Here is a 17168-nt window from a genome sequence, read left to right on the forward strand (position 1 = left end):
GTCACCATGGCTCAGGCCCAACGGCCGATCAATCACTTCTCCGGTTGCTCCATCATGCCCAGCACGAACGGATTGGGCACGCGCGCGAAGCCCGCCTCGCCCACCAGCACGTCGAGCCCGAGCGAGGCCAGGTCGTCGGCCAGCGGCTCCAGGGTGCGCACCTTCTCCAGATAGAAAACCTTGGAATAGCCCTGGCACACCTCGCAGCATTCCGCGCGGAGATAGGACGTGCCGGCCAGATTGCGAAACGAGATCCTGTCGGTGCTGCCGCAATGCACGCAGCGCACCCGCGTGTAGCGCCACGACGTGGCGCACAGCGAACAATGAAGATGCCGGTGGCCGAACTTCGTACCGCCGGGCGAGATCAGCCCGGCTACAGGCGGCGATCCGCAGGCCGGACAGTCGCCGCCTTCGGTCTCACCGGCCAGATCGCCGGCATCGAGCAACGCCGCCATCCGCGTCCACGCGACCTGCAGCGCGGCCGCCACGAAGACGGCCTGAGCGGCTTCCCCGGTCGCGACGTCCCCGCCGAGAAAGCGGTCCGCGAGCGATTCGAGCGAAGCCTTGTCCGCTTGCATGAGCGCCTCGCGGGCCGCCCGAGCCGAGTCGGGCAGAACCTCGAGTTCGATCGTTTCCAGGATGCGCGACAGCGCCACCCGCCAGCTTTCGTCACGCGACCAGATCGCGGGATCGAGCGGCGCGCGCTGCACCAGCCGCGCCTTGCCGATCTCCGAGGCTCCAGGCATTGAACCCGGCGGCAGCCCGGACAACGCCTGGTGCTGCGCGGTCACCAACGCCGCGATCAGGTGGAGGAACCCTTCGAGATCGTGGCCCGGCGCCAGCGCCTCGAGACGGGCAGCGCGCCGTTGAAACACAGTCGACAGGTCGGGCAGGCGGATACGCTCACCCTCGGCCGCCGCACCGAGGATGTTTTCGCCGAACGCGGACGCGGGGTTTTCGGGACCGGAAGTCAGGGCTTGCCGACTTCCTGGCGGAACCACTTGCGATGATGCTTCCAGGCCCAGCCGCCGCTGACCGAGCCGCGGGTCATCGCGCTCATCGTGCCCTTGACCCAGATGGCGGCATAGACATGCACGATCCAGATCAGGATGGCGCCGATGGCGCACAGCGCGTGGACCACCGCCGAGAGACGCTTCTGGTCGATCGTCGTGTAGGAGAAGAAGTAGGTGTCCCACAGCACGAAGCCGCTGCCCAGCAGCAGGAGGATCAAGATCGACTGGCCCCAGAAGACGAGCTTCTGACCGGCATTGTACTTGCCGAGCTCCGGCAGCCCCTCCTCCTTGTTGTTGATCACCGATCCCAGCTTCTTCATCCAGACCGTGTCGTCACGGTTCCACAGGTTGAGCATGAAGAAGCGGAGGAACAGGCCGAGGAAGCTGATGCCCAGGACGACGCCGATCCACGGATGGATGGCCCGCGTGATCTGCCCGCCGCCGAACAGGTAGGTGAGGAAGTAGAGCGAGGGATGGAACAGCGCCATCCCGCTCAGCGCCAGCAGAATCAGCGACACCGCGGTGACCCAGTGGTTGATGCGGGCCGCCGTGGTGTAGCGGCTCACCGGCTTGGCGTGCTCGATCATGCCCGGTCGCTCCCCGCCACTTCGGCCGCCTTCTCTTCGTCATGCTCGGTGACCCTGTTGGGTCCCTTGGTGACGTAGTGCATGAGGCCGAAGGCGCCGGCGAAGGCGATCGCGGCCAGCGAGAGCGGCTTCATCACGCCCTTCCAGATGCCGACCAGCGGGCTGATGTGCGGATTGTCGGGCAGGCCGGCATAGAGCGACGGCTTGTCGGCATGCTGCAGCACGTACATCACGTGCGTGCCGTTCACGCCCGGCGGATTGTAGAGCCCGGCATTCTGGTAGCCGCGCGACTTGAGGTCGGTGATGCGCTTGCCGGCATGGGCGATCATGTCGTCCTTGGTGCCGAAGTAGATCGCCTGGGTCGGACAGGCCTTGGCGCAGGCCGGCGCCTGGCCGACCACCACCCGGTCCGAGCAGAGCGTGCACTTGTAGGCCTTGCTGGTGGCCTGCGAGATGCGCGGGATGTTGAAGGGGCAGCCTTTCACGCAATAGCCGCAGCCGATGCAATTGTCCGAGATGAAGTCGACGATGCCGTTGGTGTACTGCACGATGGCGCCGGGCGCCGGGCAGGCCTTGAGGCAGCCCGGATCGTCGCAATGCATGCAGCCGTCCTTGCGGATCAGCCATTCGAGATCGTCGCCGTGCTCGTACTCCGTGTAGCGCATCACGGTCCACGAGGCCGTCGTGAGATCGGTCGGATTATTGTAGGTGCCGTCGGTGTAGCCGATCGGCTGGTCGAGCTGGTTCCATTCCAGACAGGCGGTCTGGCAGGCCTTGCAGCCGATGCACTTGCTGACGTCGATCAGCTTGGCCACCGGGACGGCGGCTTTCGCACCGGCAGGGGGCGGCGGCACGCTGGAGGCGGACCGACGGCGGAGATCGAGGGCTTGCATCACGGACATCTCACCCTCCCCGATCAGGCCACGGCCGGCTGAGAAGCCGGCGGGGTGGTCTTCTTCACATCGACCAGGAACGCCTTGTACTCCGGCGTATTGGTGCTGGCGTCGCCGACCGGCGGCGTCAGCGTGTTCAGTGGATAGGATTTCCGCGCGAGACCGACGAAGCCGAAATGGATGGGCAGGCCGATCACGTCACAGGGCTTGCCGTCGACCATCATCGGCCGGAAGCGCTTGGAGACCGAGGCCTTGGCCTTGATCATGCCGCGCTGGCTCGACACCTCGACCCAGTCACCGTTCTTGATGCCCTTGGCCTTGGCCAGCCGCTCGCCCATCTCGACGAACATCTCCGGCTGGACCACGGCATTGTCGTGCACGTTCTTGGTCCAGTAGTGGAAGTGCTCGGCGAGGCGATACGAGGTGGCCACGATGGGGAACTTGTCCGGCGTGCCGAACGACTTGGCATCGGCCGCGAACACCCGGGCCACTGGATTTGTGGTGACCTTGGGATGCAGCGGATTGGCGATGTAGGCGTCCATCGGCTCGTAATGCTCCGGGAACGGCCCGTCCGGCATGGCGGTGCGGCTGAACAGCCTCGCCGTGCCTTCCTGGTTCATGATGAACGGTCCGACCGACTTGTCGGGCGCGACGGTGGGCGCATAGTCCGGCACATCCGCACCGACCCAGCGCGAACCGTTCCAGGTGATGTACTTCTTGCGCTCGCTCCACGCCTTGCCGGCCGGATCGGCCGAGGCGCGGTTATAGAGGATGCGCCGGTTTGCCGGCCAGGCGTAGCCCCAGTTTGGATGGACGCCGAGACCGCTCGGGTCGCTGGCGTCGCGCCGCATCGACATGTTGCCGGCCTCGGTATAGACGCCGGTATAGATCCAGCAGCCGCCCGAGGTCTTGCCGTCGTCGCGCATCGCGGCGAAGCCCGGCAGCAACTGGCCCGCCTTCAGCATCACCTTGGTGGGTTCGGCCGGATCGGGCAGGTCCTCCAGCGCGTAGCCGTTGATCTCCTTCAGGAGTTCGACCGGCTCGGGATGCGCGGGCTTGGCGTAGTTCCACGTCGTATTGACGATCGGATCGGGAAAGGCGCCGCCTTCCTTCGAGTAGAGCGCGCGCAGGCGGCTGTGCAGATCGGCGATGATCTGGATGTCGCCACGCGATTCGCCCGGTCCCTCCACGGACTTCCAGTGCCACTGGATCACCCGGCTGGAGTTGGTGAATGTCCCCTCATCCTCGGCATAGGCCGTGGTCGGAAGCTGGAAGACCTCGGTCTGGATCGCCTTTGGATCGACGTTGTTGAACTCGCCGTGGTTTTCCCAGAAGCGCCCCGTCTCGGTTTCGAGCGGATCCATGATGACGAGCCACTTGAGCTTCGACAGCCCGGCCTGAACCTTGGCCTTGTTGGGCGCCGCCATCATGACGTTGAGCCCCTGGCAGAACAGGCCGTTCATCTGGCCGCCGGCCATCATGTCGACGATCTTGAGAACGTCGTAGGCGGTGTCGAACTTGGGCAGGTAATCGTAAGCCCAGTCGTTTTCCCGGGTGGCCGCCTTGCCGAACAGGCTCTTCTGCTGGCTGACGAAGAACTTCCCGTAGTTCTGCCAGAAGCTGGTCTGGCCGGGGCGGATGGGCTTGAACGCCCGCGCCTTCATGTAGTCGGCGTAGGTCGCCTCCCGCTCGTTGGGCAGGACAAGGTAACCCGGCGTCGAGGTGGTCAGCAGCCCGAAGTCGGTGATGCCCTGCACGTTGGAGTGGCCGCGTAGCGCGTTCACACCGCCGCCCGGGATGCCCATGTTGCCCAGCAGGAGCTGGATCATGGCCATGCTGCGGATGTTCTGCGCGCCGGTCGTGTGCTGGGTCCAGCCGAGCGCATAGAGCGAGGTCATCGAGCGCTCGCCGTTGGCCGTCGTCGCGATCAGCTCGCAGACCTTCAGGAACTTGTCCTTCGGCGTGCCGCAGATCCGCTCCACCATCTCGGGCGTATAGCGCTCGACATGGGCCTTCAGCAGGTTGATGGCACAGCGCGGGTTCTGCAGGGTCTCGTCGACCTTCGCCATGCCCTGGTCGTCGAACTCGTAGTCCCAGGTAGAACGGTCGACGTAATTCTTTCGCGCCGCGTCATAGCCCGCGAACAGCCCGTCCTCGAACGTGAAGCCTTCCTTGACGATGTACGAGGCGTTGGTGAACGCCTTGACGTATTCCTGATGAATCTTGCCATCGCCCAGCAGGTAACGCATCACGCCGGACAGGAAGGCGATGTCGGTTCCCGGCCGGATCGGCGCGTAGAGGTCCGACACCGCGGCCGACCGCGTGAATCGCGGATCGACCACGATCAGCTTGGCCGCGTTGTTGGCCTTCGCCTCCGTCACCCACTTGAAGCCGCACGGATGGGCTTCGGCGGCGTTGCCGCCCATGATCAGGACGACATCGGCATTCTTGATGTCGTTCCACGAGTTCGTCATCGCACCGCGGCCGAAGGTTGGGGCCAGACTGGCCACCGTCGGTCCGTGTCATATTCGTGCTTGGTTCTCCAGGGCCAGTATACCGGTCGACCGGATGGCCTTGTAGGTGAGGTAACCCGCCTCGTTGCTGCAGGCGGAGCCGGCGAGGAAACCGGTGCTCACCCAGCGGTTGACCGTGACGCCGTCGCGATTCTTCGCGATGAAGTTCTTGTCGCGGTCTTCCTTGGCGAGCTTGGCGATGCGCTCCATCGCAAACTCCCAGCTCACGCGCTCGAACTTGTCGGAGCCCGGCTTACGGTGCATCGGATACTGGAGGCGGTTGACGCTGTTGGCGAAGCCCAGCGACGCAGCGCCGCGCGCGCAGAGTGTGCCGCGATTGATCGGGTTATCCGAATCGCCCTCGATGTGGACGACCCGCGCCTTGGAGTCTTTCGCGCCATCGGCCGACGAATAGACCAGGACACCGCACCCCACTGCACAGTAGGGGCAGGTATTGCGGGTCTCAGTGGCCTTCTCGAGCCGGAAGGGCCGCACACCGGCGGCGAGCCCTTCGCCCGCCCCCAGAAAGCCCAACGCACCGACGGAAGAGGCGGCGAGGCCGGCGGCGCTCACCTTCATGAATTGCCGACGAGAAACGGCCATGTTTCACTCCATCCCTAGCGACGCGCATGAGGCGGTTGACCGCCTCTTTTGTCTCGCTGCGTCTCGGACAGTGAAACTCGGCACAGGCCGTGAATCAATAGGTATTTCGAGAATAACTACAAGTTGAGGGCCTACCCTGGCGTGCAGTGCCGGTGATCCTCGCGGCCCCCTCCTTCAGGGTTTCCGCTTGAATCCCCACGATTCCGCCAGGATTTCACCCATGCGGGCGGCGATGATCCGGTTGCCGAGACTCTCATTGTCCGCGTCCCGCGCATAGTGGATGTGGTCCGCGTAGATCGTTTCTTTTTCGCCGGCGAAGATCTGCGTCAGGTCGTAAACGGGCGCCCCGCCGTCGCGCAGGGACATGAGTCCGGCGACGATGTTCTTGTAGATGTCGCGATAGGCAAGGTCGCCGACGACCCGCTTCTCTTCCTCGGTGAGTTCCTTGCCGATCGCCGGCGCCGGCTGGATGAAGTAGGCGGACTGCACGTTGTTGTCGCGCGCCACCGCAAACGTCGCCCGCACGTATTTCTTGTAGAGTTCCATCTGCACGTCGAAGGCGAGCTTGTAGTTGCGCTGAATGTCCTCCGGCAGATGAAAGATGCTGTTCAGCGTCGTCTTCTTGCTCGACTTGAAGATGTCCTTGCCCTTGGCGGCCTGCTCGATGCCCCGGATCACCATATAGGCGGCGTGCGAATGACCGAGGATCGGATTGAGCGCGAGCGTTCCCGCGATCCGGCCCATGACCCAACCGATCGCCGCGTCGCCGAAATTCTCGTCGGCCACGAAGGGATTGACGTCGAGGAAGTTGCTGAGTGGCCGCTCCAGCCGCTCGCTGAAGCCCGGCCAGAAGAAATAGTGCTCGTTGAATCCGCCGAGGACGGCGACCGCATCGACCGAGGACGCGTAGAGCGAAAACAGGATGAACGGCTGTGGCTCCTTCCACGCGCCGTCGCCGCCGTTCAGCACCAGGAACGGCTTGCCGTTCGGGCTGATATACTTGTTGTTGAGTTCCTCCTCGAGATAGCGCGGGGCGGGCGGCCTTGCATTCTGTCCGAGCTGCGAGGCCACGGAACCGCCCGTCAGCATCACGACGTAGCGATCGGTCGGCTTGAGAACCGGATAGTCCGGTCCGAACAGGCCGACATTGTTGACCCATGGCATGCCGCAGGGCGGGTTCGCATGATGGACGAACGCCACATAGGGGTGCGGGAACAGCGTATCGACGTACCGGCAGGCGGTCCCCTTGGTCGCGTCGCGCACATAGGTGTTCTGGGTGCGCTCGAACAGCTCCTCAGCCGGCGTATAGCGGCCGTCTTCGAGATACATCCAGGCGATCGCCGTGACTTCGAGTGCGGCGAGCGAAAGGACAACTCCGAAGAGGATGGAGATCCAGCCGAAGATACGCTGTTTCATCTCCCGCCCGTTACTTCCTCGTTTCCTGGATGGCCTGCCAGACGCGCTGCGGCGTCGCCGGCATCTGGATGTTGCGTACGCCGAGCGGCCACAGCGCATCCATGATCGCGTTCATGACGGTCGGCGTCGAGCCGACCGTGCCGGACTCGCCTACTCCCTTGGCGCCGATCGGGTTGCTCTTGGCCGGCACCGTGTCGTCGAGCTGGTTGTTGAAGTTCGGGAAGGTCTCCGCCCGCGGCATCGCATAGTCCATGAACGAGCCGGTGACGAGCTGACCGCTCTCGCGATCGTAGACATTCTCCTCCAGCAGCGCCTGGCCGATGCCCTGGGCGCAGCCGCCTTGGATCTGGCCGAACACGATCGGGCGGTGCAGCGGCTTGCCGACATCGTCGACCGTCGTGTAGCGCTTGAGCTCGACCATGCCGGTGTCGGGATCGATCTCGACCTCGCCGACATGCGCGCCGTTGGGCCAGGCGATACCGTCGACTGTGTTCACGTTCTCGATGAAGATACGCTTGTCGGGCTGCTTGGCCGCCAGCTCGCCGAGGCCGATGCCGCGGTCGGTGCCGGTGATGGTGAAACGGCCGGCCGAATAGACGATGTCGGCAGTGGCCGCTTCAAGCGCGTCTGCGGCCAGTTCCTTGCCCTTGTCGACCAGCTTCTCGCTGCCGCTCAGCACCGCCGAACCGCCGATATAGGCCGAGCGCGAGCCCATCGAGCCGACGCCGCCGACGCGATCGGAATCGCCCATGGCGATCTCGATCTTGGACGGGTCGATGCCGAGGAGTTCCGAGGCGAGCTGGGTGAAGCTGGTCTGCAGCCCCTGCCCCATGCCCTGCGTGCCCATCCAGATGACGACCTTGCCGTCTTCCTTCACCTCGTAGTGCGCCATCTCGTTCATGACGTTGGCCGAGGTCCATTCGACGTAGGAAGCGAGGCCGCGGCCGTAGAGCTTGCCGCGCGTCTCGGCTTCCGCCTTGCGCGCCGCAAAGCCGTCCCAGTCGGCCGCTTCGAGCGTCTTGGTGAGGAAGAGGTTGAAGTCGCCCGAATCGTACTTCTCGCCCATCGCGGTGGTGTAGGGCATCTGCGAGGGCTTCACGAAATTGCGCCGGCGCAGCTCGGCCGGATCCATGCCGATCTGGCGCGCCGCCGTATCCATCAGCCGCTCGAGATTGAGGATGCACTCGGGCCGGCCGGCGCCGCGATAGGCGCCGATCGTGGCGGTGTTGGTGATGACGCAGGTGATCCGGAGATCGATCATCGGGATGTCGTAGGTGCCGGTCGTCACCTTCGGGCCGACGAACAGCGGGATGACCACGCCGCCGCGCGACGGGTAGGCGCCGATATTGGCGAACGCTTCCATGCGCAGCGCCAGGATCCGGCCGTCCTTGTCGAAGGCCATCGATGCCTTGTGGAACTGGTCGCGGCCGGCGGTCGTCGCGGCGAATTCCTCGCTGCGCTCGGCGCGCCAGCGCACCGGACGCTTCAGCACCTTGGCGGCCCACACGGCCACGGCCTCGTCGGGCTGGATGCCGACCTTCATGCCGAAGCCGCCGCCGATGTCGCGCACGACGACGCGCACCTTGTCCTTGGGCATCTTCAGGATGACGTCGCACAGCGTGTCGCGCGTGACGGACGGGTTCTGGCTGCCGATATGGACGATCAGCCGGTCGTTCTCCCACTCCGCCATCACCGCGCGCGGCTCCATGGCATTCACGATCAGCCGCTGGTGCACGATGTCGAGCGACACGACGTGGGCGGCGCTCTTGAAGGCCTCCTCGGCCTTGGCGTGATCGCCGAACTTGTTGTAGCCGGCAATATTGCCCGGGGCACCGCCCCAGACCTGCGGCGCGTCGGGCTTCAGCGCATCCTCGATCTCGGTAACCGACGGAAGCTGCTCGTACTCGATGTCGACCAGTTCGACGGCATCCTGCGCCTGCTCGCGCGTGTCCGCCACGATCGCCACGACGGCCTCACCGACATAACGCACGACCTCGTGGGCCAGCGACCGGCGCGGCGTCATCTCGGGCTTGCTGCCGTCGGCGGCGGGAAACATCGTCGGGAAGGCGAAATTGCCGACGCCTTCCTTTTCCATGTCGGCCCAGGTGTAGACCGCGACCACCCCCGGCGCCGTCTTGGCCGCCGCAGTGTCGATCTTCAGGATTTTTGCATGGGCATGCGGAGACCGGACAAGAACCACATGGGCCTGGTTCGGCCGCGACAGGTTATCGGTGAAACCGCCCGTTCCCGTCAGCAGACGGTCGTCCTCGACACGCTTGATGTACTGAGCCTTGCCAAAAACCGCCATACGCCACTCCCGCCGCGAAATCCCATCCGGATCGGCCGGACTATAGCGGCGAAGCGGCGTCCCACAAGTCAGCGCGACGGATCGCCCGGTGGATCAGGAACGCAGGCTGGGCATCTCGGGCAGCGGCACGATGCGGATTCCCGCCGCTTCGAGGCCCTCGCGGACCGCCCTGGCGACGCTCACGGCCGTCGGACCGTCGCCGTGCACGCAAATGGAATCGACCTGACAGCCAATGCGCTTGCCCGAAGTCGAGTAGATCGCCTGCTCGTCGACCATGCGCCGGACATGCTCGACCGCCTTGGCCGGGTCCTTGATCATGGAATTGGCTTCCTTGCGCGGCGTCAGCAGGCCGGCATCGGTGTAGGTCCGGTCGGCAAACACCTCCTCGGCGACCCGCAGCCCGTGCTTGCGGGCGGCCTTGCCCTGCTCGGTATTCGCCTGGGCCAGGAAGATCAGGTCGCGATCGACGGCCCTGGTCGCCCGGGCGATCGCCTCGGACATTTCCGGGCTTTCGGCCGACATGTTGGCCATCATGCCGTGCGGCTTCATGTGGGTGACCTTGGCGCCATGGAGGGCCGCGATCGCCTGCAACGCGCCGATCTGGTAGGCGATATTGGCCTCCAGCTCCTTGATCGTGAGGTTGATGACGCGGCGGCCGAACCCCTGCAGGTCGGCGAAGCCGGGGTGGGCGCCAATCGAAACGCCGTTCTGAGCGCAGAGCTTCACCGTATCCATCATCACGACCGGATCGCTGGCATGGAAGCCGCACGCGACGTTGGCCGAGGCGACGATCTTCAGGACCTCGGTGTCGTTGCCCATCACCCAGGGTCCGAAGCTCTCGCCCAGGTCCGAGTTGATGTTGACGTGTCCTGCATTGGTCGCGGCGGCCATGGGAGACTCCCTCAATCTGAGGCGCTATCCTAACAGATGTGAGCGTTCGATACCTATCCTGCGGCGACACCGCCTTCACCGTCGAGTTCGGCAACGAGATTTCCCCCGAGATCAACGGCCGGGTCATGGCACTCCACGCCGCCATCGGCCTGGCCCGCGAGGTTGGCGAGATTTCGGGCGTGGTCGAGACCGTTCCCACCATGCGATCCCTGATGGTCACCTACGATCCGCTTTCGACCTCGCGGGCCGACCTGCAGCCCAAAGTCGATGCCCTGATCGCCCGCGGTCTGCCAGCCGACGCCACGAGCCGCCAGGTCACCGTTCCCTGCTGCTACGACGATCCGGAATTTGCGCCCGACCTCGCCGAGGTCGCCGAGCGCACGAACAAGACGCCGGAAGAGGTGATCGCGGCCCACCTCGCCTCGCCGTTCAAGGTCTATGTGCTGGGCTTCATGCCGGGCCTCGCCTACGTGGCGGGGCTCGACCAGGCGCTCTTCCTGCCGCGCCGCAGCCAGCCGCGCGTGCGGGTGCCGCGCTCCTCGGTCGCCATCGCCATGGACATGACGACGATCTACCCGTTCGAAAGTCCCGGCGGCTGGCACCTGATCGGCCGCACGCCGCTCTGGATGTTCGACAAGCGCCGCGAGCAGCCGGTGTTCCTATCGCCGGGCGATTCTCTTTCCTTCGAGCGCATCGACCGCAAGAGCTTCGACCACATCGCCGGCGAGGTCGAGGCCGGCACGTTCGACTGGTCGAGCCTGGTGAAGAACAAATGAGCGCCGGATTGAAGGTCGTTCGCGCCGGCCTGTTCGACACGCTCCAGGATCTCGGCCGCACCGGCTTCATGGCGCTGGGCATGCCGACCGCCGGCGCGATGGACCGGATCGGCCTCGGTCTCGCCAATGCGCTGGCCGGCAATCCCGCCAATACCGCCGGGCTCGAGATCGGCGTCATGGGGCCCGACCTGCTGGTCGAGGCCGACAGCGTGCGGATCGCGCTGGTGGGTCCCCTGTCGGCCGCGCTGATCGACGGACCGGATGCCGCCCCCAAGCCGCTGGACTCCGACCGGAGCCATCTCCTGAAGCGCGGGCAGATCCTGCGCGTCGGCATGATCGAGGGAGCGAGCACGGCCTACTTGGCCGTCGCCGGCGGCTTCGACCTGCCGGCCTTCATGGGCAGCCTCTCGACCTATTCGCGGGCCGGCATCGGCGGCTTCGACGGCCGCAAGCTCGCCGCGGGCGACCTGCTGCCGCTCGCGAAGGCCGGTGCCCCCGCGGGCGACGAGCGCAGGCTCGCCCAGCCCTTCGACTATGGCAGCGGCCCGCTGCGCGTGGTCTGGGGGCCGCAGGAGGACTATTTCAGCGACGAGGGTCGCCGGACCTTCGTGGAGTCCGAATATCGCGTTTCCAAGGAAGCCGATCGCATGGGCATCCGCTTCGAGGGACCAACGATCGCCCACGCCAGAAGCGTCGACCAGGGCGGCGCCGACATCATTTCCGACGGCATCGCGCCCGGCGCCATCCAGGTTCCCGGGGCCGGCCTGCCGATCGTGCTGATGGCCGACCGGCAGACGGTCGGCGGTTATCCCAAGATCGCCACCGTCGCCTCCGTCGACCTGCCGCGCCTCGGCCGCCTGCTGCCCGGCCAGACCGTGCGCTTCACAGCAATCACCGTCGCGGAAGCCGAAGCGCTGCGCCGCGACCAGGAAGCACGGCTCCTGCGCGCCATCGCCGGCTTCGTGGTGGCGCGCCCGCCAGGCGGCATCGACCTGGCACGGCTCTACGAAGAGAACCTGATCGACGGCGTCGTTTTCGACTCGCCGTGGAACACGACCTCGAAACCTTCATCGGCCGAGGGCGGCACGAAGTAGCCGGTAAAGAGGTCGAATTCCGCGTCGCTTGTGTTGAAGGCGTGCGTACCGGCGGCGTTGCGGGCGCGCAGCCGGGCCTTGCAGACGTCGTCCGGCGCGTCGAGAAAATGCAGCCGGTGATCCGCACCGGCGCGTTCGAAGAGGCTGCGCATCCACTGACGACTGGTCGGTGTGTTGGCGGGAAAGTCGAGCACGACGGACAGGCCGGCCTCCAGCAGCGCGACGATGTGGTCGCCCATCACCTCGCGCAGGCGGCGGGAGTTGCGGACATAGTCCTCGAGCGTCTTCTGCTCGTCCCCGTAGAGACTGGCGAGCCACGCATCTTCGCTGATCCGTATCGTGGCCGGACGCGCCGTGAGTTTGGCGGCGAGCGTCGACTTTCCGGCGGCGATCTTGCCGCAGATCATGTGGAGCATTGCCCCAGCCCGCCCTGCCGTTTCGTCCATCGGTCGGCTCCTCCGCGAAGACCGCTTTACTCTAGCCGGTCCGGGTCTTCGTTGGTACGAACCGCCAGGGCTGGAAACGTTCCGACAAACGATCGGGGGATGCGTCGAGATGAGCTGGCAACCGGAAATGGACGAGTTGCGCCGCCGTCAGGAAATGACGAAGCGCATGGGCGGGGCCGACAAGGTGAAGCGCCAGCACGATGGCGGGCGGCTCACGGTCCGCGAGCGCATCGACCGGTTGCTCGACAAGGATTCGTTTCGCGAGATCGGCAGCGTCGCCGGCAAGGCAGAGTATGATGGTCGCAACGACCTGGTCGATCTGACGCCCGCCAACGTCGTCATGGGCCGTGGCAAGATCGACGGACGGCATGTCGCCGTCACGGGGGACGACTTCACGGTGCGCGGCGGCTCGGCCGACGCCACGATCAAGGAGAAGTCCAACTACGTCGAACGCTACGCCAACCAGTACCGTATCCCGGTCATTCGCATGATCGAAGGCTCGGGCGGCGGCGGATCGGTGAAGACGATCGAGACGACCGGCCGCGCCAATGTGCCCGGGGTCGCCGGCTGGGAATGGGCCGTGCGCAACATGGGCGTCGTGCCCACCGTGGGCCTGGGGCTCGGCTCGGTCGCGGGCCTCGGTGCCGCGCGGCTCGCCGCCACCCACTATTCGGTGATGGTGAAGGAGATATCGGCGATGTTCGTCGCCGGGCCGCCGGTGGTGAATCGCCTCAGCCCCAAGCAGTACGACAAGCAGGAGCTGGGCGGCTGGGAGATTCAGCTGCGGGCCGGCGCGATCGACGAGGCGGTCGACAGCGAGGACGAAGCCTTTGCCGCGGCGCGCCGCTTCCTCTCCTACCTGCCCTCCTCGGTCTACGACGCACCGCCGCGTGGCCCCGTGACCGACGATCCGGCGCGGCGCGAGGAATCGCTGTTCGAGGTCATCCCGCGCGACACCCGCAAGGTCTATCGCATCCGGCCGATCGTCGAGAAGGTCGTCGACCAGGGAAGCTTCTTCGAGATGGGCCGGCTCTATGGCCGTTCGGTCGTGACCGGCTTCGCACGAGTCGACGGCTGGCCGGTGGCGGTGATGGCGAGCGACCCGATGTTCTATGGCGGCGGCTGGACGTCCGATACCTGCCAGAAGGTGACGCGCTTCCTCGACCTGGCCGAGACCTTCCACCTGCCCGTCGTGTATTTCTGCGACTGTCCCGGCTTCCTGATCGGCCTCGAGGCCGAGAAGAGCGGCGTCATCCGCCAGGGCGTGCGCGCGATGTCGTCGATGTTCCAGACCACCGTGCCGTGGTGCACCTTCATCATTCGCAACGCCTTTGGCGTGGCGGGCGCCGCGCACCAGAACGGCTCACGGATGAACTGGCGCTATGCTTGGCCGTCGGGCCGCTGGGGATCGCTGCCGCTGGAAGGCGGCATCGAGGCGGCCTATCGCGCCGACATCGCCGGGGCAGAGGATCCCAAGGCCAAGATGGCCGAGATCGAGGATCGTCTGAACAAGCTGCGCTCGCCGTTCCGCAGTGCCGAGAGTTTCTGGATCGAGGAGATCATCGATCCGCGCGATACGCGCAAGATCCTCTGCGAATTCGTCGAACTGGCCGCGCCGGTGCGCGGCAGCGGCCCGGCGAGCCTGTGGATGCGGCCCTAGCCGCGCGCCAGCAGGCCGCTGAAAAGCCGAGTCATGGCGCGTAAACGAAATAAACGAAATAAACGAAATAAATGAAGCGAACGTCGCACCCCCTGTATCCCGTGTCGGGGTGCCGGTTGACGCAACAATGTTGCTCTTCGGCGCTTCTCAACGGCCTATTCCAACGGCCTGCTAGCTGCGCCAGCCGTACCCCTTGAGCTTCGGCAGCAGGCCGCACGAGGGCTCGAAGGGCGGATTGCTGAGATAGTTCTGGTCGGACACGACATAGGACTGGCCGGGCGAGCGGCTGACGACCGCGCTCAACGCCGGATAGGACCAGTCCTGGAAGAAGAGCTTGTTCGGCCAGTCATGCAGCGGCAGCGTCTCGGCCCGCACCATGCCCTTGCTGCCGTCGACGACGACGCGCAGGCGCTCCACGTATCCGGTCCACAGGCGCGTGAGCACGATGTCGGGTATCGCCCCCGCGACCGTCAGCGCCCCCAGCAGCAGCAGCATGCGCCGAGCCACCTCCGGTCGGCGTACGACGGCGAAGACACGCGGCGGATCGCGCCGCGCCACCTGCAGCCACATGCCGACGAGGAAGGCCGCCAGCAATACACCGGCCGCCTGTCTGGCCACGTAGTGCGAAGGTGGATAGAGAATCGACGGCCCATGCACGAGCCGCCACCACGGCGACAGGGCCAGCAGCAGCGCGATGACGCCCATGACCACCAATGGCCCCCTGCCCTCCAGCCAGGCCGGCCTTCGCAGGCCCGCTATGGCGCAGATGAGAAAGCCTGCCAACGGAATGGAGAACTGCATGTTCTGCCAGAAATCGACACTGGTGGAACGCACCTTCATGAAATGCGGATGGTCCCAGTAGTCGACGATGGTGACGGCCGATACGACCGCCGCGCCGATGAAGGCGAGCGCCGCCAGCGCGCCGAGCAGCCTCGTCAGCCGGTCGCCGCTGCGCCGCGTCGACCACAGGATCGCGCTCGCCACCAGCGGCCCGAGATAGATCATGGCCTCGTAGGACCTCAGACAGAGCAGGCCGAAGGCCAGCAGCAGGGCGGCATCCCGCCGGCTGCTCGCGCCGATCGTGAGGGCGACCGCCATGGCAGCCGTGATGCAGGCGAAGGCGACATTGTATTCGCCAATGATGAAGAACGAGGTCGGAAGGAACACGACGGCGATGATCGCGAGCACCGCCGCCAGCAGCACCGGATCGCGGCGCACGCGTGCGAGGGCGAGGTGGTAGAAAGCCGTCGGCAGTGCAAACAGAGCCGCCGATTGCGCCATGGCGAGCAGCTCCGTATCGCGAACGCCCAACCGCGCCAGCAGGAGGACGGGGGCCTGCGTCACCCAGTCGACATGCGCACGGGCCGCGTAGAAATCGTGGAAATTTCCATGGTCGAGCAAATTCACCAGGAACGAGGATCCGTCCCAGAACAGCCCGCGGCAGGCCAGCGTATTGTGCAGAGCCAGCGCCCAGAGGATGACGGCGACGCCCCGGGCGACCGCCACCGGTGACATGCCCGGCACCTTCAGTCGCGCCACATGTAGTGGCCGAGAGGATAGGGTTCGGCCGGCGGAAACGGCTGCCAAGAATTGAAGTTTCGCGGCGGAGCGATGATGCCGTCGGTCCGCTTCGACCGCAGGGCCAGGCTCTGGCTGGGCAGGATCCACGACTCGACCAGCGTCTCGAGGGGCCGCCGGGCGAGCGGTGTGGATTCGAAGGGAACCACGCCACTGTTGTTCCGCACGATCGACCGCACGGTCTCCAGATAGCTGCGCCACTCGAGCGTCAGGTAGATGTTGGACGGCATCACCGCGATCACCATGAGGCAGCCGAAGGCGAGCATCCGGCGCGAGACATCGGGACGCCGCAAGGCAGCCAGTGCGGCGAACCGGGTGCCGAAGGACGAGGTGTAGAGCCACATCAGGATGATGACGGTGGCGATCACGAGACCGGCGATGCTGCGCGCCGTGTACTGCGACTTGGCGTGCGGGCGAACCAGCGAGTCCGTCAGCACGAGCAAAGGCGACAAAGCCAGCAGCAGAAGGAAGATGCCGGCGAAGACGTAGGGCCTGCGCCCGGAGAGATCCTGAGGTCGCAACACAGCCCAGCCGGAGATGACCAGGGCGGCGCCCATCGCCAGGTCGAACTGGACGTTCTGCCAGGCGTCGAGAGCCGTCGCCGCCGTCCGGCTCAGGTGATCCTGCGAAAACGGATGGATCAGCGAATCGGCCGCCACCCACAGACCACCCAGAAATGCCAGGCTGGCGATCATATAGAGGATCGTGGCGACGATCGGCCGGACGGGAATCCGGTAGACGGTCCAGAGGATCATCGCAGCCAGCAAGGGGCCGAGATAGAGCATCACCTCGTAGGCCCTGATCCCGAGCAATCCCACTGCGACCAGGAAAGCCCCGTCGGCCACCGTCAATTCCCGCGCCGTCACCAGACGGACGGCCACGGCGATACCTATGGCGTAGGCCGTATTGTACTCGCCCACGATGAAGAACGAGGTCGTCATGAAGACCACCCCGATGACGGCCAGCAGTGCGGCCAGCAGGACGGGATCGTCCTTAACCCTCAAGAGGGCGAGATGATAGAGCGCCGTCGGGACCGCGAAGAGGCCCAGCGACAATAGCTGTGCCAGGAGATGGAGGTCGGTGACCCCCAGGAAGACCGCGGTGATGATCGGGACCTGTCCCACGATCATCGCGTAGAGCCGTGGATTGTAGAAGTCGAAGAACCATTCGCGTCGGGCGATCTGCACGAGAAAGGCAGACCCGTCGACGAAAAGCCCCCGGCACTCCCAGCTGTGCCAGAGCACCAGGGTCCAGAGCAGGCCGACCGTGGCCCTGTAGGCGATTGTAGTTGTTGGCATTTCTCCGCGAGGGGGCCTACAGGACCCGTGCCGCAGGTGCAAGCGGTGACGGCTTGCAGCGTCGAAGGGGCGCTGTTAGCAAGGCGCGGCAA

General features: G+C 65.6%; 13 protein-coding genes. 3 read left to right on the plus strand and 10 right to left on the minus strand.

Annotated features, from left to right (window positions below):
- Positions 1 to 32: 32 nt before the first annotated feature.
- The 7 genes from fdhE to ACO07K_RS17565 form a co-directional block, all read right to left on the minus strand.
- Complete coding sequence (gene fdhE / locus ACO07K_RS17535) at positions 33 to 1001, minus strand: formate dehydrogenase accessory protein FdhE (protein WP_422030020.1); 969 nt, start codon at positions 999 to 1001, stop codon at positions 33 to 35.
- Positions 971 to 1600, minus strand: a complete 630-nt coding sequence (locus ACO07K_RS17540) for a formate dehydrogenase subunit gamma (protein WP_422030022.1) — start codon at positions 1598 to 1600, stop codon at positions 971 to 973. The genes fdhE and ACO07K_RS17540 overlap by 31 nt, the downstream gene beginning before the upstream one ends.
- The gene (fdxH, locus tag ACO07K_RS17545) at positions 1597 to 2502 is read right to left on the minus strand and encodes a formate dehydrogenase subunit beta (protein WP_422030024.1); all 906 of its coding nucleotides are present in this window, start codon (positions 2500 to 2502) and stop codon (positions 1597 to 1599) included. Before fdxH ends, ACO07K_RS17540 begins: the two co-directional genes overlap by 4 nt.
- A gap of 14 nt (positions 2503 to 2516) precedes the next feature.
- The gene (gene fdnG, locus ACO07K_RS17550) at positions 2517 to 5609 is read right to left on the minus strand and encodes a formate dehydrogenase-N subunit alpha (protein WP_422030026.1); all 3093 of its coding nucleotides are present in this window, start codon (positions 5607 to 5609) and stop codon (positions 2517 to 2519) included.
- 174 nt (positions 5610 to 5783) lie between these two features.
- Complete coding sequence (locus tag ACO07K_RS17555; RefSeq protein ID WP_422030028.1) at positions 5784 to 7025, minus strand: hypothetical protein; 1242 nt, start codon at positions 7023 to 7025, stop codon at positions 5784 to 5786.
- A gap of 10 nt (positions 7026 to 7035) precedes the next feature.
- Entirely contained in the window at positions 7036 to 9333 is a 2298-nt protein-coding gene (locus tag ACO07K_RS17560) for a xanthine dehydrogenase family protein molybdopterin-binding subunit (RefSeq protein ID WP_422030030.1), read from the minus strand.
- 93 nt (positions 9334 to 9426) lie between these two features.
- The gene (locus ACO07K_RS17565) at positions 9427 to 10224 is read right to left on the minus strand and encodes a LamB/YcsF family protein (protein WP_422030032.1); all 798 of its coding nucleotides are present in this window, start codon (positions 10222 to 10224) and stop codon (positions 9427 to 9429) included.
- A 38-nt stretch (positions 10225 to 10262) separates the two neighbouring features.
- Between ACO07K_RS17565 and pxpB the strand changes: the two genes are divergently transcribed.
- A complete protein-coding gene (gene pxpB / locus ACO07K_RS17570) occupies positions 10263 to 11000 on the plus strand; it encodes a 5-oxoprolinase subunit PxpB (protein WP_422030034.1) in 738 nt (245 codons plus the stop codon).
- Positions 10997 to 12094 carry a biotin-dependent carboxyltransferase family protein gene (locus tag ACO07K_RS17575; RefSeq protein ID WP_422030036.1) on the plus strand — a complete coding sequence of 366 codons (1098 nt, stop codon included), beginning with the start codon at positions 10997 to 10999 and terminating at the stop codon, positions 12092 to 12094. The genes pxpB and ACO07K_RS17575 overlap by 4 nt, the downstream gene beginning before the upstream one ends.
- Here ACO07K_RS17575 and ACO07K_RS17580 read toward each other — a convergent pair.
- Complete coding sequence (locus ACO07K_RS17580) at positions 12004 to 12540, minus strand: AAA family ATPase (protein ID WP_422030038.1); 537 nt, start codon at positions 12538 to 12540, stop codon at positions 12004 to 12006. The genes ACO07K_RS17575 and ACO07K_RS17580 overlap by 91 nt on opposite strands.
- A 109-nt stretch (positions 12541 to 12649) precedes the next feature.
- Between ACO07K_RS17580 and ACO07K_RS17585 the strand changes: the two genes are divergently transcribed.
- Positions 12650 to 14200: an acyl-CoA carboxylase subunit beta gene (locus tag ACO07K_RS17585; RefSeq protein WP_422030040.1), complete on the plus strand. Its 1551-nt coding sequence runs from the start codon at positions 12650 to 12652 to the stop codon at positions 14198 to 14200.
- A gap of 171 nt (positions 14201 to 14371) precedes the next feature.
- On the opposite strand, the gene ACO07K_RS17590 is transcribed toward ACO07K_RS17585, so the two are convergent.
- Together ACO07K_RS17590 and ACO07K_RS17595 are read right to left on the minus strand one after the other, a co-directional pair.
- Positions 14372 to 15715 carry a hypothetical protein gene (locus ACO07K_RS17590; RefSeq protein ID WP_422030042.1) on the minus strand — a complete coding sequence of 448 codons (1344 nt, stop codon included), beginning with the start codon at positions 15713 to 15715 and terminating at the stop codon, positions 14372 to 14374.
- An 11-nt stretch (positions 15716 to 15726) separates the two neighbouring features.
- Entirely contained in the window at positions 15727 to 17076 is a 1350-nt protein-coding gene (locus ACO07K_RS17595) for a hypothetical protein (RefSeq protein ID WP_422030044.1), read from the minus strand.
- Positions 17077 to 17168: the final 92 nt, after the last annotated feature.

This window comes from Reyranella sp. (assembly GCF_965228225.1).
GTDB lineage: Bacteria > Pseudomonadota > Alphaproteobacteria > Reyranellales > Reyranellaceae > Reyranella.